General features: G+C 54.3%; 19 protein-coding genes. 16 read left to right on the forward strand and 3 right to left on the reverse strand.

All coding sequences use genetic code 11. From position 1 onward, the window contains the following. The first annotated feature begins 280 nt into the window (after positions 1-280). Together pdeH and AC6I8K_RS00830 are read left to right on the forward strand one after the other, a co-directional pair. Positions 281-1,054: a cyclic-guanylate-specific phosphodiesterase gene (gene pdeH / locus AC6I8K_RS00825; protein WP_064738182.1), complete on the forward strand. Its 774-nt coding sequence runs from the start codon at positions 281-283 to the stop codon at positions 1,052-1,054. A gap of 61 nt (positions 1,055-1,115) precedes the next feature. Then, positions 1,116-3,176, forward strand: coding sequence for an AsmA family protein (locus tag AC6I8K_RS00830; protein ID WP_064738181.1), 2,061 nt, complete (start codon positions 1,116-1,118; stop codon positions 3,174-3,176). Here the strand turns inward: AC6I8K_RS00830 and ppiC are convergent, their stop codons facing one another. Beyond that, complete coding sequence (gene ppiC / locus AC6I8K_RS00835; RefSeq protein ID WP_008105734.1) at positions 3,177-3,458, reverse strand: peptidylprolyl isomerase PpiC; 282 nt, start codon at positions 3,456-3,458, stop codon at positions 3,177-3,179. A 72-nt stretch (positions 3,459-3,530) separates the two neighbouring features. On the opposite strand from ppiC, the gene rep reads away from it, so the two are divergent. Then, positions 3,531-5,552 carry a DNA helicase Rep gene (rep, locus tag AC6I8K_RS00840; protein WP_497826092.1) on the forward strand — a complete coding sequence of 674 codons (2,022 nt, stop codon included), beginning with the start codon at positions 3,531-3,533 and terminating at the stop codon, positions 5,550-5,552. Between the two features lie 69 nt (positions 5,553-5,621). Here rep and ppx read toward each other — a convergent pair whose 3' ends face one another. Then, the gene (gene ppx / locus AC6I8K_RS00845; RefSeq protein ID WP_483816570.1) at positions 5,622-7,106 is read right to left on the reverse strand and encodes an exopolyphosphatase; all 1,485 of its coding nucleotides are present in this window, start codon (positions 7,104-7,106) and stop codon (positions 5,622-5,624) included. A gap of 7 nt (positions 7,107-7,113) precedes the next feature. Then, positions 7,114-8,409: an ATP-dependent RNA helicase RhlB gene (gene rhlB / locus AC6I8K_RS00850; RefSeq protein ID WP_483816571.1), complete on the reverse strand. Its 1,296-nt coding sequence runs from the start codon at positions 8,407-8,409 to the stop codon at positions 7,114-7,116. 117 nt (positions 8,410-8,526) lie between these two features. Here rhlB and trxA point away from each other — a divergent pair, with 117 nt between their 5' ends. The 13 genes from trxA (at position 8,527) to wzyE (ending at position 22,737) form a co-directional block, all read left to right on the forward strand. Then, positions 8,527-8,859 carry a thioredoxin TrxA gene (gene trxA, locus AC6I8K_RS00855; RefSeq protein WP_008105741.1) on the forward strand — a complete coding sequence of 111 codons (333 nt, stop codon included), beginning with the start codon at positions 8,527-8,529 and terminating at the stop codon, positions 8,857-8,859. Between the two features lie 345 nt (positions 8,860-9,204). Continuing rightward, positions 9,205-10,464 (forward strand): transcription termination factor Rho, encoded by a 1,260-nt coding sequence (rho, locus tag AC6I8K_RS00860; RefSeq protein ID WP_008105744.1) that lies wholly within the window; start codon positions 9,205-9,207, stop codon positions 10,462-10,464. Positions 10,465-10,742: 278 nt separating this feature from the next. Then, positions 10,743-11,816: a UDP-N-acetylglucosamine--undecaprenyl-phosphate N-acetylglucosaminephosphotransferase gene (wecA, locus tag AC6I8K_RS00865; RefSeq protein ID WP_064738177.1), complete on the forward strand. Its 1,074-nt coding sequence runs from the start codon at positions 10,743-10,745 to the stop codon at positions 11,814-11,816. Positions 11,817-11,850: 34 nt separating this feature from the next. Next, positions 11,851-12,900 carry an ECA polysaccharide chain length modulation protein gene (gene wzzE, locus AC6I8K_RS00870; protein ID WP_064738176.1) on the forward strand — a complete coding sequence of 350 codons (1,050 nt, stop codon included), beginning with the start codon at positions 11,851-11,853 and terminating at the stop codon, positions 12,898-12,900. Between the two features lie 10 nt (positions 12,901-12,910). Further along, positions 12,911-14,035, forward strand: a complete 1,125-nt coding sequence (wecB, locus tag AC6I8K_RS00875) for a non-hydrolyzing UDP-N-acetylglucosamine 2-epimerase (RefSeq protein ID WP_064738175.1) — start codon at positions 12,911-12,913, stop codon at positions 14,033-14,035. Positions 14,036-14,037: 2 nt separating this feature from the next. After that, positions 14,038-15,297 carry a UDP-N-acetyl-D-mannosamine dehydrogenase gene (wecC, locus tag AC6I8K_RS00880; protein WP_483816572.1) on the forward strand — a complete coding sequence of 420 codons (1,260 nt, stop codon included), beginning with the start codon at positions 14,038-14,040 and terminating at the stop codon, positions 15,295-15,297. Next, positions 15,294-16,370 carry a dTDP-glucose 4,6-dehydratase gene (rfbB, locus tag AC6I8K_RS00885; RefSeq protein WP_497826093.1) on the forward strand — a complete coding sequence of 359 codons (1,077 nt, stop codon included), beginning with the start codon at positions 15,294-15,296 and terminating at the stop codon, positions 16,368-16,370. The genes wecC and rfbB overlap by 4 nt, the downstream gene beginning before the upstream one ends. Before the next feature lie 22 nt (positions 16,371-16,392). Next, a complete protein-coding gene (gene rfbA, locus AC6I8K_RS00890; protein ID WP_064738172.1) occupies positions 16,393-17,274 on the forward strand; it encodes a glucose-1-phosphate thymidylyltransferase RfbA in 882 nt (293 codons plus the stop codon). Beyond that, positions 17,252-17,950 (forward strand): dTDP-4-amino-4,6-dideoxy-D-galactose acyltransferase, encoded by a 699-nt coding sequence (rffC, locus tag AC6I8K_RS00895; protein WP_064738171.1) that lies wholly within the window; start codon positions 17,252-17,254, stop codon positions 17,948-17,950. Before rfbA ends, rffC begins: the two co-directional genes overlap by 23 nt. Beyond that, complete coding sequence (rffA, locus tag AC6I8K_RS00900; protein WP_497826094.1) at positions 17,947-19,077, forward strand: dTDP-4-amino-4,6-dideoxygalactose transaminase; 1,131 nt, start codon at positions 17,947-17,949, stop codon at positions 19,075-19,077. Before rffC ends, rffA begins: the two co-directional genes overlap by 4 nt. Then, the gene (wzxE, locus tag AC6I8K_RS00905) at positions 19,077-20,330 is read left to right on the forward strand and encodes a lipid III flippase WzxE (RefSeq protein ID WP_497826095.1); all 1,254 of its coding nucleotides are present in this window, start codon (positions 19,077-19,079) and stop codon (positions 20,328-20,330) included. Before rffA ends, wzxE begins: the two co-directional genes overlap by 1 nt. Beyond that, entirely contained in the window at positions 20,327-21,397 is a 1,071-nt protein-coding gene (gene wecF / locus AC6I8K_RS00910; protein ID WP_497826096.1) for a TDP-N-acetylfucosamine:lipid II N-acetylfucosaminyltransferase, read from the forward strand. Before wzxE ends, wecF begins: the two co-directional genes overlap by 4 nt. Then, positions 21,394-22,737 (forward strand): ECA oligosaccharide polymerase, encoded by a 1,344-nt coding sequence (gene wzyE, locus AC6I8K_RS00915; protein WP_497826097.1) that lies wholly within the window; start codon positions 21,394-21,396, stop codon positions 22,735-22,737. Before wecF ends, wzyE begins: the two co-directional genes overlap by 4 nt. The last annotated feature ends 22 nt before the right edge of the window (positions 22,738-22,759 follow it).

Raw genomic sequence — 22,759 nt, forward strand, 5'->3', positions numbered from 1 at the left:
TCTTCGGCCTATAGTGAATTCTGCCTTAGTCTCGCGTCTGGTATGGCAGTCGTCAATGATTTTTAAAACGATGTTTTGATTTAACTTAAGGCTGTAAACGCGCCACACTACGGTGATTTAACGGCCAAAGCGCGGTTTGTTTTGCCGATTAAGCGTGAAGCAGGCTGTTACACTCAACTATTCATGGGACTAACGAGATCGATAAAGTTATCCCTGCGATCGCCGATACTTGCCGCTGAGATGCTATTTGCAGGCACTCAACACCAACCAGGAAAAAACCATGGTGATGAAGAATTTGAGTCATCGGCTGCCTGTTTTAAATGAACTGGAGCAACAACAGGAAACGCGTCTCTTCTGGCAGCAGTGCCAACGATTCTATACTTTCCAGCCGATTTACCAGGTCTCAGGCCGCTTGCTGGCCATTGAATTATTGACAGCGGTGACCCATCCCTCGGCACCAGAAAAAAGGCTGTCGCCCGAAGACTATTTTGAAGCACTGAATATCGCGCAGCGGCTCGGTGTCGTCGAGGAACAACTGCAGCTGCTGATAAAATGGTCACAATTTTTCAATCAGCATCAGCTGGTGGCATCGGTAAATATTGACGGTCCAACGCTGATGGAGATTGAGCAGCATGAGTCGATTCGCTCTCTGATCGCCCAGCTGCCGTGGGTGCGCTTCGAACTGACGGAACATCATGCGCTGCCGCAGGAAGAGATGGTGGCGAAGATGCCAGAACTCGGCCCGCTGTGGCTGGATGATTTTGGCTCCGGCATGGCGAACTTCTCCGCGCTGACCGAACTGCGTTACGACTACATCAAACTGTCCCGCGAGCTGTTTATGCTGCTGCGCGCCAGTGATGAAGGTCGCTCGATGTTTTCAATGCTGCTGGCGTTAATCAACCGTTACTGTAACGGCGTTATCGTGGAAGGCGTAGAAACTGAAGAGGAGTGGCAACAGGTGCGCAGCTCGCCCGCCATGGCGGCGCAGGGCTATTTCTTCTCGCGTCCGGTGCCGTTTAGCGAGCTGGAACGCATGGCACTTGAGCTTCCCTGATCCCGTTCCGCGGCGTCTCGACTATCCTTAGTCAGACGTGGAAGGGCAAGGAGGAAGCAATATGTCACGTACTCGAAAGATCCTGAGCTGGGTGTTCGGGATTTTTTTGTTATTGGTTGTAGTGATTGTGGTGATCATCGCCACCTTTGACTGGAACCGCCTGAAACCAACGATTAATCAAAAAGTTTCAGCCGAGCTGAACCGACCTTTTGCCATTCGCGGCGATCTCGGCGTGGCTTGGGTACGCAATCGCGAAGAGCCCGGCTGGCGCAGTTGGGTGCCGTGGCCGCAGGTGCATGCCGACGATGTGATGCTTGGTAATCCGCCAACCCTTGCTGACGTCACCATGGTGCATTTGCAGCGGGTCGAAGCGACGATTGCGCCGCTGGCGCTGCTGCACAAGCAGATTTACCTGCCATGGATCAAAATGCAAAAGCCGGATGCGCGGCTGGTGCAAACCGCTGACAAAAAGAACAACTGGACCTTCGATTTAGCCAGCAGCGATAGCAGTGATGCCAATGCTGCGCCTTCTGCCTGGTCCTTCCGCCTCGACAACATCCTGTTCGATCAAGGACAAGTGCGCTATCGCGACGCGATCAACAAAGCCGATGTCACGGTAACGATTAATCCGCTGGGCAAACCGGTGCCGTACGCACAGGTTGCGGGTGGTGACGATCAGCAAAAAGGCGCAGGTGATTTTGTCTTTGGCTGGCAGGCGAACGGTACTTACAACAATCAGAAGCTGGATGGCGAGGGTAAAATTGGCGGCATGTTATCGCTGCGCAGTAAAAACACGCCGTTCCCGCTGCAGGTGGATGTACGCAATGGCACCACGCGCGTGCGCATTGATGGCACCTTGCAGGATCCGCTTAATCTTGGTGGGCTGGATGTGCGTCTGCGCTTCGCCGGTGACACGTTGGCCAATCTGTATGGCCTGACTGGCGTGCTGTTGCCCGATACGCCGCCGTATGAAACCGACGGTCATTTGATTGCGCGTTTCAACGAGGAGAAAGGGCCGCTATTCCGTTACGAGAAGTTTAACGGCCACATTGGCGATAGCGATATTCACGGTTCGCTTAGCTATCGTCAGGGCAAACCGCGTCCAACGTTAACTGGAGAACTCACCTCGAATCAGCTGCGTATGGAAGATTTGGGGCCGCTAATTGGCGTCGATTCGGGCAAAGGCAGCGAGAAAACGCAGCAGGCCAAAGCGCAGCGCGGTGACGCAGCATCGCAGCCAGCCGATCGCGTATTGCCGCATGACAAGTTCGATACCAAAAGTTGGGACGTGATGGATGCGGATGTGAAGTTCAGCGGTAAACGCATTGAGCACAGTAGCAAGCTGCCGTTAAGCGATCTCTACACGCATCTGCAATTGAAAAAGGGTGACTTACTGCTCGATCCGTTGCGCTTCGGTATGGCGGGCGGCAGCATCAATTCCACTATTCATCTGGAAGGCGATCGCAGCCCAATGCGCGGACGCGCCGATTTGCATGCGCGTAAGCTGCGCCTGCGTCAGTTGTTCCCGGATGTCACCGCGATGCAAAACAGTTTGGGCCAGCTTAACGGCGATGCCACGCTGAGCGGCACCGGCAATTCGGTGGCAGATCTGCTGGGCACCAGCAATGGTGAGCTGAAGTTACTGATGAATGATGGCCTGATCAGCCGCAGCCTGATGGAAATTGCCGGACTGAATGTCGGCAACTATGTGGTGGGTAAACTGTTCGGCGATGATGAGGTGAAAATCAACTGCGCGGCCACCGATCTGAATATCCGTCAGGGCTTAGCGACGCCGAAGCTGTTCCTGCTGGATACCGAGAATGCGGTGATTAATGTGGACGGCAATGTCAACTTCGCTAATGAACGACTGGACTTGTCGATCAATCCGGAGAGTAAAGGGATTCGCATTATCACGCTGCGTTCGCCGCTTTATGTGCGCGGCACCTTTAAAAATCCGGATGCCGGTGTGAAAGCGGGGCCGCTGATTGCGCGCGGAGCCGCAGCGATCGCGCTGGGTGCCGTCGTTGCACCTGCCGCTGCCCTGGTCGCACTGATTTCGCCAAGCGACACTGACGAAAATCAATGCAGTAAGGTACTGCAGCAGATGAAGAATCAGAAGTAATCAGTTACGCCACAACACTTTTATGATGTGGTAACCAAAGGCGGTTTTCACCGGTCCATAAGGCTGTAATAGCGGACAGGAGAAGACCGCCTTATCAAATGCCGGCACCATTTGTCCTTTACGGAACTCCCCCAAATCACCGCCGTTGCGCCCGGATGGGCAAGTGGAATGTTTCTTTGCGAGCTGCTGGAAGTTCGCGCCTTTCTCAAGCTGCGCTAGCAGGGATTTGGCCTGCGCTTCCTCTTTCACGAGGATATGTAAAGCCGCCGCGGTTTTCGCCATGATATCGTCCTAATGTGTATAATCCGCCCATTATACCCTCCTTTCATTTGATTCAACTGAGCGAATTCCGTTATGCGTTTAAACCCCGGCCAACAACGCGCTGTCGAATTTGTCACCGGTCCTTGCCTGGTGCTGGCCGGTGCTGGTTCAGGTAAAACCCGCGTGATTACCAATAAGATCGCCCACCTGATCCGCGAATGCGGCTATCAGGCGCGCCATATCGCCGCCGTGACCTTTACTAATAAAGCCTCGCGCGAGATGAAAGAGCGTGTGGCACAAACGCTGGGACGTAAAGAGGCGCGCGGCCTGATGATTTCAACCTTCCACACGCTGGGGCTTGAGATCATCAAGCGCGAGTACAAAGCGCTGGGAATGAAAGCCAGTTTTTCGCTGTTCGACGATCAGGACCAGCTTGCGCTATTAAAAGACCTGACCAAACAGTGGCTGGAAGAGGACAAAACGCTGTTGCAGCAGCTGATTTCCACCATCTCCAACTGGAAGAACGATCTGGTCGATCCACAGGGCGCGGCAGGCCTGGCGCAATCGCAGCGCGACCAGATTTTTGCGCACTGTTATCAGCTGTATGACCAACACCTGAAATCCTGCAACGTGCTGGATTTCGACGATTTAATTGCGTTGCCAACGCTGTTGCTGCAGCGCAATCAGGAAGTACGTGAACGCTGGCAGCAGCGCATTCGCTATTTGCTGGTGGATGAGTATCAGGACACCAACACCAGCCAATATGAGCTGGTGAAGCTGCTGGTGGGTGCGCGGGCGCGCTTTACCGTGGTCGGCGACGATGATCAGTCAATTTACTCATGGCGAGGTGCGCGTCCGCAAAACCTGGTGCTGTTGCAACAGGATTTCCCGGCGCTGGAAGTGGTGAAGCTGGAGCAAAATTACCGCTCGACGCAGCGCATCCTGAAATCCGCCAATATCCTTATCGCTAACAATCCGCACGTGTTTGAGAAGCGCCTGTTCTCTGAACTGGGGCAGGGTAGCGAGCTGAAAGTACTGAGCGCTAACAACGAAGACCACGAAGCGGAACGCGTGGCGGGCGAACTGATCGCGCATCACTTCATCAATAAAACCGCCTACAAAGATTACGCTATTCTCTATCGCGGCAATCATCAGTCGCGCGTGTTTGAAAAGCAGTTGATGCAGAACCGTATTCCCTATCGCATCTCTGGCGGCACGTCGTTCTTCTCGCGTCCGGAAATCAAAGATTTACTGGCTTACCTGCGCGTGCTGACCAATCAGGAAGATGACAGTGCGTTTCTGCGTATCGTGAATACGCCGCGCCGTGAGATTGGACCGGCCACGCTGCAAAAACTGGGCGAATGGGCCAACCTGCGCAATAAAAGTCTGTATCACGCCAGCTTTGATATGGGGCTGGAGCAAACGCTAAGCGGGCGCGGGCTGGAGCATCTGCAGCGCTTCACGCACTGGCTGAATGATATCGTTCAACTGACCGAGCGTGAGCCGGTTAATGCGGTGCGCGATCTGATTCGTGGCATCGATTACGAAAGCTGGCTGTTTGAAACTTCGCCCAGCCCGAAAGCGGCCGAGATGCGCATGAAAAACGTCAACCTGCTGTTCCAGTGGATGACCGAGATGCTGGAAGGGGATGAGCTGAACGAACCGATGACGCTGGCGCAGGTGGTGACGCGCTTTACGCTGCGCGACATGATGGAGCGCGGTGAGAGCGACGAGGAGCTTGATCAGGTGCAGCTGATGACGTTGCACGCATCGAAAGGGCTGGAGTTCCCGTATGTCTATCTGGTCGGCATGGAAGAGGGTTTGCTGCCGCATCAGAGCAGCATCGATGAGAACAATATCGAAGAAGAGCGTCGTCTGGCCTATGTGGGCATTACGCGTGCGCAGAAAGAGCTGACCTTTACGCTGTGTCGCGAACGCCGCCAGTATGGCGAGCTGATGCGCCCGGAACCGAGTCGCTTCCTGTTGGAACTGCCGCAGGACGATGTGGTGTGGGAGCGTGAGAAAAAAGTGGTGAGTGCAGAAGAGCGTGTGAAGACCGGACAGACGCGCATTGCCGGGTTAAGAGCGATGCTTGAGAACGCGAAGAAGGGTTGAGGTTGTGGTGGTCGCCATGAATGGCGACCCTACGTTGAGTGTAGGGGCGGCATTTATGCCGCCTGACCATCAGGAAATCGTCAATAACCAGTGCACATACGACTGATAATGACTCTCCTGCTCCAGCAGCTCAGAACGCAGCGGATGCGCTTCGCGCCAACCGGCAGGCAGCGTCAAATGCAGCGCATCATCATCTGCCTGTAAACGCACAGCGGGTAAGGTGTCATCACGACGTCGGCTCGAGAAAATAATCGCTAAGCGCAGCAAACGACTCAAACGTTCCGCCATGCGCGGCGGCACCGCGTTTTGCTGTGTCAGCAATGCGAGATCAATGCTGCCACTTTGGTTCTGCAACAGGCAGGCCAGCATTTTTTTCTGTGCGGGAGTAAAGCCAGGAAGATCAAGATGACGAATCAGATAAGCGGCGTGCTGCGGGGCTTGGCGGAAATCGACGCTCAGGCCAATTTCGTGAATAGAGCAGGCGCTCAGTAGCAGATCGCGACATCGGTTATCCAGCTTCCAGCTGCTGCTGACCTGACGGAAGAAACTCTCCGCCAGCTGACGTACGCGACTGGCCTGATCAATATCAATGGCAAAACGGCGTTGTACATTTTGCAGCGTGCGGCTGCGGATATCACGATCAACCGGCAGATGCAGCATGCCATACACTAAACCTTCGCGCAGTGCGCCACCGGCCAGCGTCATGCCTTCAATGCTCAGTTCCTCGAAGATGGCGATGAGGATCGATAATCCGCTGGGGAAAACTAATGCGCGCTCCAGCGTCAATCCTTCAATTTCCAACTCTTCCAGCTTGCCGCATTGAATCGCGCGCTGTTTCAGCTGTTGCAGCTTGCTCAGGGTGATGCGTTCATCCATACCCTGCGCCATCATAATTTCCTGCAACGCTTGCACGGTGCCTGAAGCACCCACGCAGATCTGCCAGCCTTTTTCACGCAGCGCAGCAGCTACCGGACGGATCATCGCGCGCGCGGCCTGTTCAGCCTGCTCGAAATTCTCTTTTGCCAAATGACGATCGCTAAAATAGCGTTCAAGCCAGGTTACGCAGCCCATCGACAAGCTAAACAGCGTGGTCGCGTGCGAACCTTCGCCAGTCACCAGTTCGGTGCTGCCACCGCCGATATCGACCACTAAACGCTGATCGGAACCGCCGGTTGTGTGCGCAACACCCTGATAAATCAGACGTGCTTCTTCTTCGCCGCTGATAACATTTACCGCGCAGCCAAGAATTTGTTCAGCCGTCGTGAGGAAATCCTGCGCATTGTTCGCAATGCGCAGCGTGGCGGTTGCCACCACGCGGATTTGTTCGGGAGGAATATCCTGTAGCTGTTCAGAGAACAACTTCAGGCATTGCCAGCCACGTTGCATCGCCTCTGCAGAGAGATGATTGGCTTTGTCGAGGCCCGCAGCCAGACGCACTTTGCGTTTAATCCGCGCGACGGTCTGAATACTGCCAGATACCTCGCGCACCACCAACATATGAAAGCTGTTAGAACCTAAATCAATCGCTGCATAAAGTGACGATGCGCTTAGCATGGTGTGCTTAACCCGAACGTTTACGGTTGCTATTGCGCGGCGCGCCGCTCCGACGGTTACTGTTGTTCCCGCCACGGCGTGGGCCGTTTCCTGAACGACTGCGTTGCAGACGTTTCGGCGGTGGCAGTTCGCTCATCAACGCATCGCTATTGTACTTGCTGACTGGAATACCGTGACCGATATACTCTTCGATCGCCGGCAGGTTCAGCGCGTACTCTTCGCATGCCAGGCTGATTGAATGTCCGCTGGCACCCGCGCGGCCCGTACGGCCAATGCGGTGAACGTAGTCTTCGCGATCGTCAGGCAAATCGTAGTTGAACACATGCGTTACCGCAGGAATGTGCAGTCCACGTGCCGCAACGTCGGTGGCAACCAGGATATCCACATCACCTTTGGTGAAATCATCGAGGATACGCAGACGTTTTTTCTGTGCCACATCGCCGGTCAGTAGGCCAACGCGATGACCATCGGCAGCCAGATGGCCCCAAATGTCTTCACAGCGGTGTTTAGTATTGGCAAAGATGATGGCGCGATCCGGCCACTCTTCTTCAATCAGCGTTTGTAGCAAACGCATTTTCTCTTCGTTGGAAGGGTAGAAAAGCTCTTCTTTAATGCGATGACCGGTTTTCTGCTCGGGTTCCACTTCCACGTATTCGGCGTTGTTCATGTGCTCAAACGCCAGTTCACGCACGCGGTAAGACAAGGTAGCAGAAAACAGCATACTCAGGCGTTGGGTGGCCGGCGGCATGCGGCGGAACAGCCAACGAATATCTTTAATAAAACCGAGATCGAACATGCGATCGGCTTCATCCAGCACAACAACCTGAATCGCGCCCAGATTGACGTGGTTCTGCTTGGCATAGTCGATTAAACGGCCGGTGGTGCCCACCAGAATATCGACGCCATCAGCCAGCACTTTCAGCTGTTTATCGTAGCCGTCGCCACCATATGCAAGGCCCAGCTTTAAGCCAGTGACCTTCGCTAACGGTTCAGCATCGGCATGAATTTGTACGGCGAGCTCACGCGTTGGGGCCATGATCAGCGCACGGGGCTGATTGATCTGGCGGCCTTCTGCGGCAGGATGAGAAAGAAGATAATGAAACGTTGACGTAAGGAACGCCATCGTTTTGCCGGTACCGGTTTGCGCCTGACCCGCAACATCACGCCCTGTAAGCGTAAGAGGCAACGCGAGCGCCTGTATAGGCGTGCAGTGGCTAAAGCCTTTAGTATCAAGGGCTTCTATCACCTGAGGGTGCAGGGCGAAGTCGGAAAACTTCTGTTCAGTTAAGTGTGTTTTGCTCATAGTGTGGTAGAATATCAGCTTACTAGCGCTTTACGAAAGCGTATCCGATGAAATAAAGTCAACCCACGTTGGTATCATTTCCGCCAATTCGCCAGGCGCAATCTTTTGGAGTTAAACATGAGCAGCGATAAGATCGTTCACTTGACCGATGACAGTTTCGACACAGACGTACTGAAAGCAGACGGTGTCACTCTGGTTGATTTCTGGGCTGAATGGTGTGGTCCTTGCAAAATGATCGCCCCAATTCTCGACGAAGTCGCAGAAGAGTACGAAGGTAAACTTACCATCGCTAAGTTGAATATTGATGACAACCCGGGTACTGCGCCAAAATATGGCATCCGCGGTATCCCAACTCTGCTGCTGTTCAAGAACGGCGAAGTGGCAGCAACCAAGGTTGGCGCACTGTCAAAAGGGCAGCTGAAAGAGTTCCTGAACGCCAACCTGGCCTAAGCCCGGCGCGGTGTTTGTTCAGCAGTGGTGAATTTTTTCTCCACTGCTGGACGTCTCACTTTAAGCGTGTTAAGTTGAGTTCACTGCATTACGCTCTTACCTTGTAGTTTGCATCTAAGTTTTCCCTTGTCAGACCCTACTCGCAATGAACGTTATCGTGGTTTGGCAATCTGATGACTAGCACATTCGGCATCATCTTTCGACCGTCTCCTCGTTTCCTATCGCCACATCTGACGATAATCGTCGAGTTGAGTTGAAAAAGAGCCATTAACAGGCATGGAATTTTTGCCATACCACTCACGACAATCATTTCGAGAATTACCCCGAGTTTAAGAACCCATCACTATGAATCTTACCGAATTAAAGAATACGCCGGTTTCTGAGCTGATTACCCTCGGCGAAAATATGGGGCTGGAAAACCAGGCGCGTATGCGCAAGCAGGATATTATTTTCTCTATCCTGAAACAGCACGCAAAAAGCGGCGAAGACATCTTTGGTGATGGTGTGCTAGAGATATTGCAGGACGGATTTGGTTTCCTCCGTTCTGGAGATAGCTCCTACCTCGCCGGTCCCGATGATATCTACGTCTCTCCTAGCCAAATCCGCCGTTTCAACCTCCGCACGGGTGACACCATTTCTGGCAAGATTCGCCCGCCAAAAGAAGGTGAACGCTACTTTGCGCTGTTGAAAGTTAACGAAGTTAACTATGACAAGCCGGAAAACGCACGTAACAAAATTCTGTTTGAAAACCTTACGCCGCTGCACGCCAGCAAGCGTATGCGTATGGAGCGCGGTAATGGCTCGACTGAAGACCTTACTGCACGCGTACTGGATTTGGCTTCACCGATTGGTCGTGGTCAACGTGGTCTGATTGTAGCGCCGCCGAAAGCGGGTAAAACCATGCTGCTGCAGAACATCGCGCAGAGCATCGCTTACAACTATCCAGATTGCCTGCTGATGGTGCTGCTGATCGACGAACGTCCGGAAGAAGTCACCGAGATGCAACGTCTGGTTAAAGGTGAAGTGATCGCTTCGACCTTTGATGAGCCAGCGTCACGTCACGTGCAGGTTGCTGAAATGGTGATCGAGAAGGCTAAGCGCCTGGTTGAGCACAAGAAAGACGTGATCATCTTGCTTGACTCCATTACGCGTCTGGCGCGTGCCTACAACACCGTGGTTCCAGCATCAGGTAAAGTCCTGACCGGTGGTGTGGATGCTAACGCCCTGCATCGTCCGAAGCGTTTCTTCGGTGCGGCACGTAACGTGGAAGAGGGCGGCAGCCTGACCATCATCGCGACCGCGCTGGTTGATACCGGTTCGAAGATGGACGAAGTGATTTACGAAGAGTTTAAAGGTACAGGTAACATGGAATTGCACCTCTCGCGTAAAATCGCCGAGAAGCGTGTATTCCCTGCGATTGATTACAATCGTTCCGGTACGCGTAAAGAAGAGCTGCTCACCACTCAGGAAGAGCTGCAGAAGATGTGGATCCTGCGCAAAATCATCCATCCAATGGGTGAAATTGACGCGATGGAGTTCCTCATCAATAAACTGGCAATGACTAAAACTAACGACGAATTCTTCGATATGATGAAGCGTTCCTAAGTTGCGAAAGGCGAGTCGCTAAGCCAAGCGGTGATTCGCACAATTTGCCAGGAAATATTGCTAACGCCACGTCTTAACGTGGCGTTTTTTATTTATGGGCATTAGGATTAGCGCAGTCAGGAAGCTTTTATAATGACTGTGGCAGAGATTCGTTTGTTTTTTCAGCATTCAGACTTTTCTGCAGCAGAATTCGGAATAGGGATATACGGCAATGGCGGGTGTTTTGCATATTGTTGTCCACGATTTTAGCTGAGAGCATTAACGTGAATTTACTCACTATGAGTACTGAGCTTGGTTTAGTTTTTCTTTTTACTTTAGTGTTCCTATTTTTTGCTCGTAAAGCAGCTAAAAAAATTGGGCTAGTGGACACACCAAACTCCAGAAAACGGCATCATGGCGCCATTCCGTTAGTGGGCGGTATTTCCGTGTATGCGGGAATCTGCTTCGCTTTTGCTATCTCAAACTATTATTTGCCGCATGCGATGCTTTATCTGAGCTGCGCGGGCGTATTGGTGCTGGTTGGCGCATTGGATGATCGCTTTGATATCAGCGTCAAAATCCGCGCGCTGGTGCAGGCAGTTGTTGCCCTTGTTATGATGATCGGCGCCAAACTCTATTTACTCAGTCTGGGCTTTATTATTGGGCCGGTAGAGCTGATCGTCGGTCCCTTTGGTTATGTATTGACGCTTTTTGCCGTGTGGGCAGCGATCAACGCCTTCAACATGGTGGATGGGATTGATGGCCTGCTTGGCGGCCTCTCCAGCGTCACCTTTGCCGCCATCGGCATCATTCTCTATTTCGATGGCCAAACCAGCCTCGCCATGTGGTGCTTTGCGATGATCGCCGCCACCATTCCTTATATCTTGCTCAATCTCGGCTTGATTGGCCGTCGCTACAAAGTGTTTATGGGCGATGCCGGCAGTACCATGATCGGTTTCACCATCATCTGGATTCTGCTGGAAACGACCCAAGGCCTGAGCCATCCGATCACACCTGTCACCGCGCTATGGCTGATCGCTATTCCGCTGATGGACATGGTGGCTATTATGTATCGCCGTTTACGTAAAGGCATGAGCCCGTTTTCCGCTGACCGTCAGCACATTCACCATTTGATCATGCGCGCTGGCTTCACTTCACGTCAGGCATTTCTACTGATTACCGTGGCCGCGGCGATTTTGGCGGGGATTGGTGTGCTCGGTGAATATCTGGCATTTATCCCGGAATGGGTGATGCTGGTGCTGTTCATGATGGCGTTCCTCCTTTACGGCTACTGCCTGAAACACGCCTGGCGCGTGGCGCGCAAAATCCGTCGCATCAAACGTCGCTGGCAAAGCAGTGAAGATAAAAAATAAATTGCCCAGAAAGTACCCTGATAAGGATTTTGTTATGACCTCTGTCGATGTGGAGAACGAGCTGGATATGCGTGGCCTTGGCTGCACGCTCTGGCGTGGTAAACGCTGGATTGTCGGGCTGGCGCTGCTGTTTGCGTTGATTGCCTGGCTGGCGTCGATGCTGATGAAGCAAGCGTGGAGCACGACGGCGGTTACCGATCGACCAACCGTCAATATGTTGAGTGATTTCTTTGTGCAGCAACAATTCCTCAATAACCTGGATGTACGCACTAACACGCTCAATCTCAGCTCGCCGAAGCCCACCGTGATGGATGAGGTCTATCAGGAGTTCACCATGCAGCTGGCATCCTGGGATACACGTCGTGATTTCTGGCAGCAGACTGAATACTTCAAAAGTCGCAAAAGCGGCAACGCACACAACGATGCGGCGCTGCTCGACGATTTGATCACCAACATCCAGTTCACGGCAGCCGATCCGGCACGCAACATCATGGATAACATCAAGCTGGTTGCTGAAACCGCTGGCGATGCTAACAATTTGCTGCGTCAATATATTGCTTACGCCAGCGAGCGAGCGGCGCGTCACCTCAATGCGGAACTCAACGGGGCCTGGCAGGCGCGTAGTGTGCAGCTGCAATCACAGGTCAATCGTCAGCAGGAAGTGGCTCAGGCGGTGTTTGAACGTCAACGCCAGCGCATTGAACAGGCATTGAAAGTGGCGAGTGAGCAGGGCATCAAAGAGAACCGCGCACCAGCAACCGGCGAGGCGCTGCCAGACAGCGATCGTTTCCTGCTGGGACAGCAAATGCTCCAGGCGCAGCTCGACACCTTACAAGCCAGCGGACCTGCTTATGATTTAAGCTATGATCAAAACAGAGCGATGCTGAGTACGCTGCAGGCCGGGCCGCGTCTGGATAAACAATTCCAGACTTACCGCTACTTGCGCACTCCGGAAGAGCCGGTGTCGCGCGATAGTCCACGCCGCCTGTTTATGATGATCATGTGGGGCGTGATTGGCGCGCTGGTCGGTGCGGGAGTGGCGCTGGTGCGTCGTCCGCGTTCAACGTTAGCAACGAGCCATTAAGAGAAGCCACGTGAAAGTTCTGACCGTATTTGGCACGCGTCCTGAAGCGATCAAAATGGCTCCGCTGGTGCAGGCGCTGGCGCAGGATGCTGCGTTCGAGTCGCGCTTATGCGTCACCGCACAACATCGTGAAATGCTTGATCAGGTGCTGCGTTTATTCCAACTGCAGCCTGATTATGATCTGAATATCATGCGCCCGGAACAAGGGCTGACGGAGATCACCAGCCGCATTCTGCAGGGCATGAAAACCGTTTTGGCCGACTTCCAGCCGGATGTAGTGTTGGTGCACGGCGATACCACAACCACATTGGCGGCTAGCCTGGCGGCGTTTTATCACCAGATTCCGGTTGGGCACGTGGAAGCGGGTCTGCGCACCGGCAACCTGATGTCGCCGTGGCCTGAAGAGGCTAATCGCACGCTCACCGGCCATCTGGCCAGCTATCACTTCACGCCCACGCAAAATTCGCGGCAGAATTTGCTGCGTGAGAACCTGCCGGATGCGCGCATTTTTGTTACTGGCAACACGGTGATTGATGCACTGCTGTGGGTGCGTGATCGCGTGCTGGATGATGCCGATCTCAATGCTCGTCTCGCGGCGCGCTATCCCTTCCTCGATGCTGATAAAAAGCTGATTCTGGTCACGGGTCATCGCCGCGAAAGCTTTGGCGACGGCTTCGAACGCATTTGCAGTGCGCTGGCGCAGATTGCGCGCCAGCATCCGCAGGTGCAAATTGTCTATCCTGTGCACCTCAACCCCAACGTCAGCGAGCCGGTTAATCGCATTCTTAGCGGTATCGAAAACATCATCCTGATTGAACCGCAGGAGTATCTGCCGTTTGTCTGGCTGATGAATCGCTCATGGCTGATTCTTACCGATTCCGGCGGCATTCAGGAAGAGGCGCCATCGCTGGGCAAGCCTGTGCTGGTGATGCGTGATACCACCGAGCGACCAGAAGCGGTCGACGCCGGTACGGTGAAACTGGTCGGCACCGATATCAGTAAAATTGTCGCTGAAGTCAGCCTGCTGTTGCAGGACGATGACGCCTGGCAGGCAATGAGCCGCGCGCACAATCCCTATGGCGACGGCCATGCCTGCGCGCGCATCTTGCAGGCCCTAAAACAACACAGAGTATAACCATGCGTTTTGAAACCATTTCCGTCATCGGACTGGGCTACATTGGGCTGCCAACGGCAGCCGTTTTTGCCTCACGGGGAAAAAAAGTTGTTGGTGTGGATATTAATGTCCGCGCCGTCGAAACCATTAATCGCGGCGATATCCACATCGTTGAACCCGAGTTGGGTGATGTGGTGCGCGAAGCGGTGCGTGCCGGTCATCTGCGCGCGACTACGCAAGCCGAAGCCGCCGATGCTTTTCTGATTGCCGTGCCAACGCCATTTATCGGCGATCATCAGCCGGATCTTAGCTATGTGCAGGCCGCGGCGCTGTCGATTGCGCCAGTGTTAAAAGCGGGCGACCTGGTGATCCTCGAATCGACCTCGCCAGTGGGTGCCACCGAGCAAATGGCGGAATGGCTGGCGGCAGCGCGTCCCGATCTGCGTTTTCCGCAGCACGGTGATGCGTGTGATGTGTTTATCGCTTACTGTCCAGAGCGCGTATTGCCCGGCAAAGTGATGGTCGAACTGCTGGAAAACGATCGTGTGATTGGCGGTATGACGCCAGCCTGCTCTGCACGCGCCAGCGAGCTATACCGTATTTTCCTGCGCGGCGAGTGCGTGGAAACCAATGCGCGCACTGCCGAGATGTGCAAACTCACGGAAAACAGCTTCCGCGATGTGAATATTGCCTTTGCGAATGAGCTGTCGCTGATTTGCGCGGCGCAGGGCATTAATGTGTGGGAGCTGATAGCGCTGGCAAATCGCCATCCACGCGTCAATATCCTGCAGCCTGGGCCTGGCGTTGGCGGGCACTGTATCGCCGTAGATCCGTGGTTTATCGTGGCGCAAAACCCCGAGCAGGCGCGACTGATTCGCACCGCGCGTGAGGTGAATGACGCTAAACCCGGCTGGGTACTGGATCAGGTAAAACAGGCGTTAGCAGAATGCCTTACCGCCAGCGGCAAACGTGCCAGTGACGTCACCATTGCCTGCTTTGGTCTGGCATTTAAACCGAATATCGATGATCTGCGCGAAAGCCCGGCGATGAGTGTTGCCCACCGAATTGCCGAGTGGCACAGCGGCGAAACCTGGGTGGTTGAACCGCATGTGGCTGATATCCCGCCGCGTCTGGCCCATGAGGCCACGCTGGTTGCCACCGAAAAGGCGCTGCAACAGGCCGATATTCTAGTGATGTTGGTCGATCACGCCCAGTTCCGCGCAATTGATGCGGCCCAAATTGCCCAACCGTGGATTGTCGATACCAAAGGCGTCTGGCGATGAAACAGTTTCTGGTCACCGGGGGCGCTGGATTTATCGGTTCGGCGCTGGTGCGTTTTCTGCTTGAAAATACCGATCATCGCGTGGTGGTGGTCGATAAGCTGAGCTATGCCGGTAATTTGGCCTCGCTGGCATCGGTGCAACAGAATGCGCGTTTCGCCTTTGAGCAGGTGGATATTTGCCATCGCGCTGAATTGGACCGCGTAATGATGCAATATCAGCCAGATTGCATTATGCATCTGGCGGCGGAAAGCCATGTTGATCGTTCGATTGATGGTCCCATTGCCTTCATCGAAACCAATATTGTCGGCACCTATCAACTGCTGGAAGCGGCGCGCCATTACTGGAATGGCATGGCTGATGAGCGCAAAAAAGCGTTCATTCTGCATCATATCTCCACCGATGAAGTGTTTGGTGATCTGCACGGTAGCGACGATTACTTTACTGAAAACACGCCGTATGCGCCGAGCAGCCCGTATTCAGCGACCAAAGCCAGCAGCGATCACTTGGTGCGCGCCTGGCTACGCACCTATGGTTTGCCGGTGATCATCACCAACTGCTCCAATAATTACGGTCCGTATCATTTCCCGGAGAAGTTGATCCCGCTCACCATCATCAATGCGCTGGCGGGCAAACCGCTGCCGGTGTATGGCAACGGCAGCCAGATTCGCGACTGGCTGTATGTGGAGGATCACGCACGTGCGCTCTACAGCGTGGTGAGCAGCGGTACAGTGGGTGAAACCTACAACATTGGCGGCCATAACGAACGACGTAATCTTGACGTTGTAGAGACATTATGCGATCTGCTGGATGAACTGGCGCCGCAGCAGCGTGCGCCGCATCTGGCTCGCTATCGTGACTTGATTACCTTTGTCACCGACCGTCCCGGCCACGACCAGCGCTACGCCATCGACGCCAGTAAAATCGCCCGCGAGCTGGGCTGGACACCACAGGAAACCTTTGAGAGCGGTATCCGCAAAACGGTGCAGTGGTATCTGGCGAACCCGCAATGGTGGCAGTCGATTCTTAACGGCAGTTATCGTGGCGAGCGCTTAGGCTTAGCCACGCCGCGCTGAAACCCATGCAGAAGGAGCAGCGATGAAAGGCATCATTTTAGCCGGAGGTTCGGGCACGCGTTTGCATCCGATTACCCGCGCCATCTCGAAACAGCTGTTGCCGGTGTATGACAAGCCGATGATTTACTATCCGTTATCGGTGCTAATGCTGGCAGGGATTCGTGAAATTCTGATCATCACTACGCCGGAAGATCGTGCCCACTTCGAACGCCTGTTGGGCGATGGCAGCGAATTTGGGGTGCAGCTGGCCTATGCCGAGCAGCCCAGTCCGGATGGATTGGCGCAGGCGTTTATTATTGGTGAATCCTTTATCGGTGATGATCACTGTTGTCTGGTACTGGGCGATAATCTTTATTTCGGTCAGGGCTTCAGCCCCAAATTGAAGAAAGTGGCGGCACGCAGTAGCGGTGCAACCGTATTTGCCTATCAGGTAATGGATCCGGAACGTTTTGGCGTGGTGGAGTTTGATGATGACTTCAACGCGCTTTCAATTGAGGAAAAGCCGCAGCAGCCGAAATCGCGCTGGGCGGTGACAGGGCTCTATTTTTACGACAATCGCGTGGTCGAGTTTGCCAAACAGGTTAAACCTTCCGAGCGAGGTGAGCTGGAAATCACCGCCATCAACCAGATGTATCTCGATCAGGGCGAGCTTTCGGTTGAGTTGCTGGGGCGCGGGTTTGCCTGGCTGGATACCGGCACGCATGACAGCCTGATTGAGGCGAGTATGTTTGTGCAAACGGTGGAAAAACGTCAGGGCTTTAAAATTGCCTGTCTTGAAGAGATTGCGTGGCGCAACGGCTGGCTGAGCGATGCTCAGCTGTTAGCCGCAGCACAGGCGCTAACCAAAACCGGCTACGGCCAGTATCTGCTGGATGTCCACAATGCCCGTCCGCGTCAATATTGATCCCCTCACGTGGGAAAATGACTTCTTTGGTCAGCACAGCGCTCGCTTAATGCTGGATGGCGATCTGCCGCTGGCTGAAGCGCTGAAACACCCTTATTCATTGTGGCAAACCAAAGTGCCTGCCGAGCGGGTTGATGTGATCGATGCGCTGAGCCAGCACGGTTTTCAGCTGGTCGAAGGCGAAGCCGATCTCACCCTCAGCATCAAAGATACCGCGCGGCAACCTGGCGTACGTATCGCGCGGGAAGCCCAAATCCCGGCATTACGTGATGCTGCTGCCCAGGCGTTTAGCCAAAGTCGCTTCCGGGCGCCGTGGTTTGATGCGGCAGACAGCGGACGTTTTTACGCACAGTGGATTGAAAATGCGGTGCGCGGCACCTTCGATAATCAATGTCTGGTGGCCTGCGATGAGCAGGGCGCGCTGCAAGGTTTCGTCTCGATGCGCGAAGTGGACGGTGATATGCGTATTGGTCTGCTGGCGGTGTTGCCCACCGCGCAAGGTTGTGGCGTTGGCCAGCGTTTACTGCTCGCTGCCGCTGACTGGGGCCGCGTGCGTCAGCTCGCACATCTGCGCGTGGCCACTCAGCTCAGCAATCTCACGGCGATGCGCCTCTATTTACGCAGCGGTGCGCGGCTGGAAAGCACCGCTTACTGGTTCTACAGGAAAGCCCCATGATCCCATTTAATGCGCCGCCGATTGTCGGCAGTGAAGTTGAGTATATGCAGTCGGCGATGGCCAGCGGCAAGCTGTGCGGCGATGGCGGTTTTACCCGTCGCTGCCAGCAGTGGATGGAGCAGCATTTCGGCAGCAAAAAAGTGCTGCTAACGCCATCATGCACCGCATCATTGGAGATGGCCGCGCTACTGATTGATTTGCAGCCTGGCGATGAAGTGATCATGCCGAGCTATACCTTTGTCTCTACCGCCAACGCTTTTGTGCTGCGCGGCGCGACCATTGTGTTTGTCGATGTGCGTCCCGATACGCTGAATATCGATGAAACGCTGATTGAAGCGGCGATCACAGCAAAAACCCGCGCCATCGTACCGGTGCATTACGCGGGCGTGGCCTGTGAAATGGACAGCATCATGGCACTGGCGGCGAAGCATAAGCTGTATGTGATCGAAGATGCCGCGCAGGGCGTGATGTCCCAGTACAAAGGGCGTGCGCTCGGCACCATGGGTCATATTGGCTGCTTTAGCTTCCACGAAACCAAAAATTACACCGCCGGCGGCGAAGGCGGCGCAACGCTGATTAATGATGCGAAACTGGTGGAGCGGGCCGAAATCATTCGTGAAAAGGGCACTAACCGCAGTCAGTTTTTCCGTGGTCAGGTTGATAAATATACCTGGCGCGATATTGGCTCCAGCTATTTGATGGCGGATCTGCAAGCGGCCTTTTTATGGGCGCAGCTGGAAGCGGCAGAGCAGATTAATCAGCAACGTCTGCGTTTGTGGCAGCGCTATTACGATGCGCTGCAGCCGCTGGCTGCTGCCGGTCGTATTGAACTGCCAGTGGTGCCAAAAAATTGTCGCCACAATGCGCATATGTTCTACATCAAACTGCGCGACAGCAACGATCGTCAGGCGCTGATCAACTGGATGAAAGAGGCGGAGATCCTCACGGTGTTCCACTACATTCCGCTGCATTCCTCGCCAGCGGGTGAACGCTTTGGGCGCTTACACGGTGATGATGTGTTTACCACGCGTGAAAGTGAGCGTCTGCTGCGCCTGCCGCTGTTCTTCAATTTGTCGGATAACAACCAGCGCACGGTGATCAGTTCGCTGCTGAGTTTCTTTGCCTGATGTCATTAGCAAAAGCGTCAGTCTGGACCGCTTCTTCTACGTTGGTAAAAATCGTTGCCGGTTTGCTGGTGGTGAAATTATTGGCGGTGAGCTTTGGGCCGGAAGGGATTGGGCAAGCGGGTAACTTCCGCCAGTTAATTACTGTACTCGGCGTATTGGCGGGCGCGGGCATATTTAACGGCGTCACCACCTTAGTTGCCCAGCATCAGCAACAGCCGCAACAGTTACGTGCGGTAACCGGCACGGCATCGGCGATGGTGCTGGGCTTTTCAACGCTGTTGGCATTGGTATTTTTGCTGGCGGCAACGCCCATCAGTAAGGCGTTGTTTGGTCATGCGGCATACGCAAACGTGGTGCGTATTGTTGCCTTTCTGCAGCTTGGTATTGCCTGGGCCAACCTGACGCTGGCATTGCTGAAAGGGTTTCGCGATGCACGCGGCAATGCGCTGGCGCTGATTGCCGGCAGTTTGATTGGCGTGCTCGGCTATGTAGTGTGTTGGTGGCTGGGCGGTTATGCCGGTGCGTTAGTGGGTTTGGCGCTGGTGCCGGCGCTGCTGGCGTTTCCGGCATTGCTGATGCTGCGCCGCCATCGCGATCGGCTGCCGTTGAGTTGGCTCACGCCAATATGGCATCCCGACCTGGCACGCAATCTGGCGAAATATACGCTGATGGCGCTGATTACCTCGTTCACCTTGCCGGTAGCGTGGGTGATGATGCGAAATCTGCTGGCTGAGCAACAAGGTTGGGCACAGGTCGGTTTATGGCAGGGCGTGACCAGCATTTCCGATGCGTATTTGCAATTTATCACGGCAACTTTCAGCGTGTGGCTGCTGCCCACGCTGGCGCGGCTGGAGCAGAAGGCGCACATCGCCCGGGAGATTGGTCGTGCGCTGCGCTTTGTGTTACCTATCGTCGCAGCGGCCAGTTTCTGTGTATGGTTGCTGCGCGATGTCGCTATCTGGCTACTGTTTTCACCGCAGTTTAGCGCGATGCGTGATCTCTTCGTCTGGCAGTTGTGCGGTGATGTGTTTAAAGTCGGCGCCTATGTTTTCGGATATCTGGTGATCGCCAAAGCATCACTGCGCTTCTATATTCTGACTGAAATCAGCCAGTTTGCGCTGTTAACCGGTTTTTCCCATTGGCTGATTCCGCTACACGGGACAGCCGGCGCCGCGCAGGCTTACATGGCAACCTACGTTCTCTATTTCGCCCTTTGTTGTGGCGTCTTCATGATTTATTACCGGAAAAAATGACGACTTTTCACGTGTTGGGATCGGATATCCCGCATCACAATCATACGGTGCTGCGCTTTTTTAATGACGTGATGAGCGCCGACATGCCTGGCGATGCGCCACGTCAATTTATGGTGGTTTCCCGCGCGCCGGAAACGCTGCAAGCGTATTCCTCATTGCAGATTGAAACCTTTGCCAGCAAGCGTGCGCTGGCGCTGGCGGTGATTGCGCGTGCCGCCAATCGATCGCAGCGTTTCTTCTTTCACGGCCAGTTTAACCCCCAGATTTGGTTAGCTTTACTGAGTGGCAAACTGCGTCGTCAGCAGGCGTTCTGGCATGTGTGGGGCGCTGATCTCTATGAAGAAGGGCGCGGCCTCAAGTATCAGCTGTTTTATCTGCTGCGCCGGCTGGCGCAGGGGCGCGTGGCGCACGTATTTGCAACTCGCGGTGATTTACACCATTTCCAACAACGCCATCCGCGCGTACCGGCTTCACTGCTCTATTTTCCGACGCGCATGCCAGATGTGGCGGTGCGCGCGCCGGTGAAAAGCGCCGATTTCACTATCCTGCTTGGTAACTCTGGCGATCGCAGTAATCGTCATATTGCCGGTTTAGAGGCGATTCGCGCCCAGTTTGGCGAACAGGTGAAAATCGTCGTGCCGCTCGGTTATCCGCAGAACAATAACGTTTACATCGATGAGATTGCTGCCGCCGCACAGCGGCTATTCCCAGCAGGCCAGGTGACGTTGCTGCGTGACAAGATTGACTTTGATGCCTATCTGACATTGCTCAGCCACTGCCAGCTCGGCTATTTTATGTTCGAACGGCAGCAAGGCATTGGTACCCTTTGCCTGCTGATTCAGGCCGACATTCCATTCGTGCTCAACCGCAAAAATCCGTTCTGGCGCGATCTCAGTGAGCAAGGCTTGCCGGTGCTGTTTAGTGAAGATGCGCTAGATGCTGCCAGCGTTGCTGAAGCACAGCGGCAATTAGTGCAATGTGATCAATCATCGATTGCCTTTTTTGCCCCAGGCTTTTTGGCAGGCTGGCGCGACGCGCTAACCCTGAGTGAAAGGGAGAGAACATGAGCCTGATGCAGTTTAGTGGTCTGCTGGTGGTTTATCTGTTTTCGCTGGGTTTCATTCTGACCCTAACCTGGCGAGAATTTAAACGGGTGCGCTTCAACTTCCACCTGTTTTTCACCATCCTCTTTTTACTGACCTTCTATTTCGGTTTCCCTCTGACCAGCATTCTGGTGTTCCGCTTTAATGTGGCGGTGGTACCGCCCGAATATTTGCTGCAGGCGCTGTTGGCGGCTACCAGCTTTTATGCCATTTATTACGTTAGCTACAAGGTGCGGCTGCGGCCGGCCAATGCGCCTCCGCGTAAACCCTGGCTGCAAATGAACCGGGTTGAAACCCATCTGACCTGTCTGCTGCTGGCGCTGGTAGCGATTGGCACCGTGACGGTGTTTTTTATGCACAACGGCCTGCTGCTGTTCCGTCTATCGGCGTACAACCAGATTTTTTCCAGTGAAGTGTCCGGCGTGGCGCTTAAACGCTTCTTCTATTTCTTTATTCCGGCGATGCTGATTCGCTACTTCCTCAAGCCAACCCAGCGTCAATGGTTGTGGTTTTTGCTGGTGTCGGTGGCGTTTGGCTTGCTGACCTATGCGCTGGTGGGCGGTACGCGCGCCAATATCATTATCGCTTTCGCGTTGTTCCTGTTTATTGGCATTACGCGCGGCTGGATCACGCTGTGGATGCTGGTCGGCGCCGGTGTGATGGCAATTGGTGGCATGTTCTGGCTGGCGCTGCGCCGCTATAACCTCGACGTGGTCGGCGATGAGGCGTTTTACACCTTCCTTTATCTAACGCGCGATACCTTCTCGCCGTGGGAAAATCTGGCGCTGTTACTGCAAAACTACGACAAGATCGATTTTCAGGGCCTGGCACCGATTTGGCGTGACTTCTACGTGTTCATCCCCAGTTGGATGTGGCCGGGACGTCCATCAGCCATTCTCAACAGCGCCAACTACTTTACCTGGGAAGTGTTAAATAACCATTCCGGCCTAGCCATTTCTCCCACGCTGCTCGGCTCGCTGCTGGTGATGGGCGGCGTGTGGTTTATCCCCATCGGTGGGGTTGCCGTGGGCCTGTTGATGAAAGGCTTCGATAACCTTTATCTGTACGGCCGCGATACCAGCAACCGTTACAGCGGTGCGATTTTGCAGAGTTTCTGCTTCGGCGCGGTGTTTAATATGATCGTGCTGGCGCGTGAAGGGCTGGATGCTTTTGGCTCGCGCGTGGTGTTCTTTTGTCTGATTTTTGCTGCCTGCATGTGGGTGGCTAAATTGCTTTACTGGCTGTTGGCGCGCGCGGGGCTGATTCGCCCGCGCAGCGAGCCGGCTTTACATAGCCCTTCTTGACGTCTGGGCACAACGGGAAAAT

The sequence above is a fragment of the Pantoea sp. X-Soil-ISGK-421 genome, from assembly GCF_059730785.1.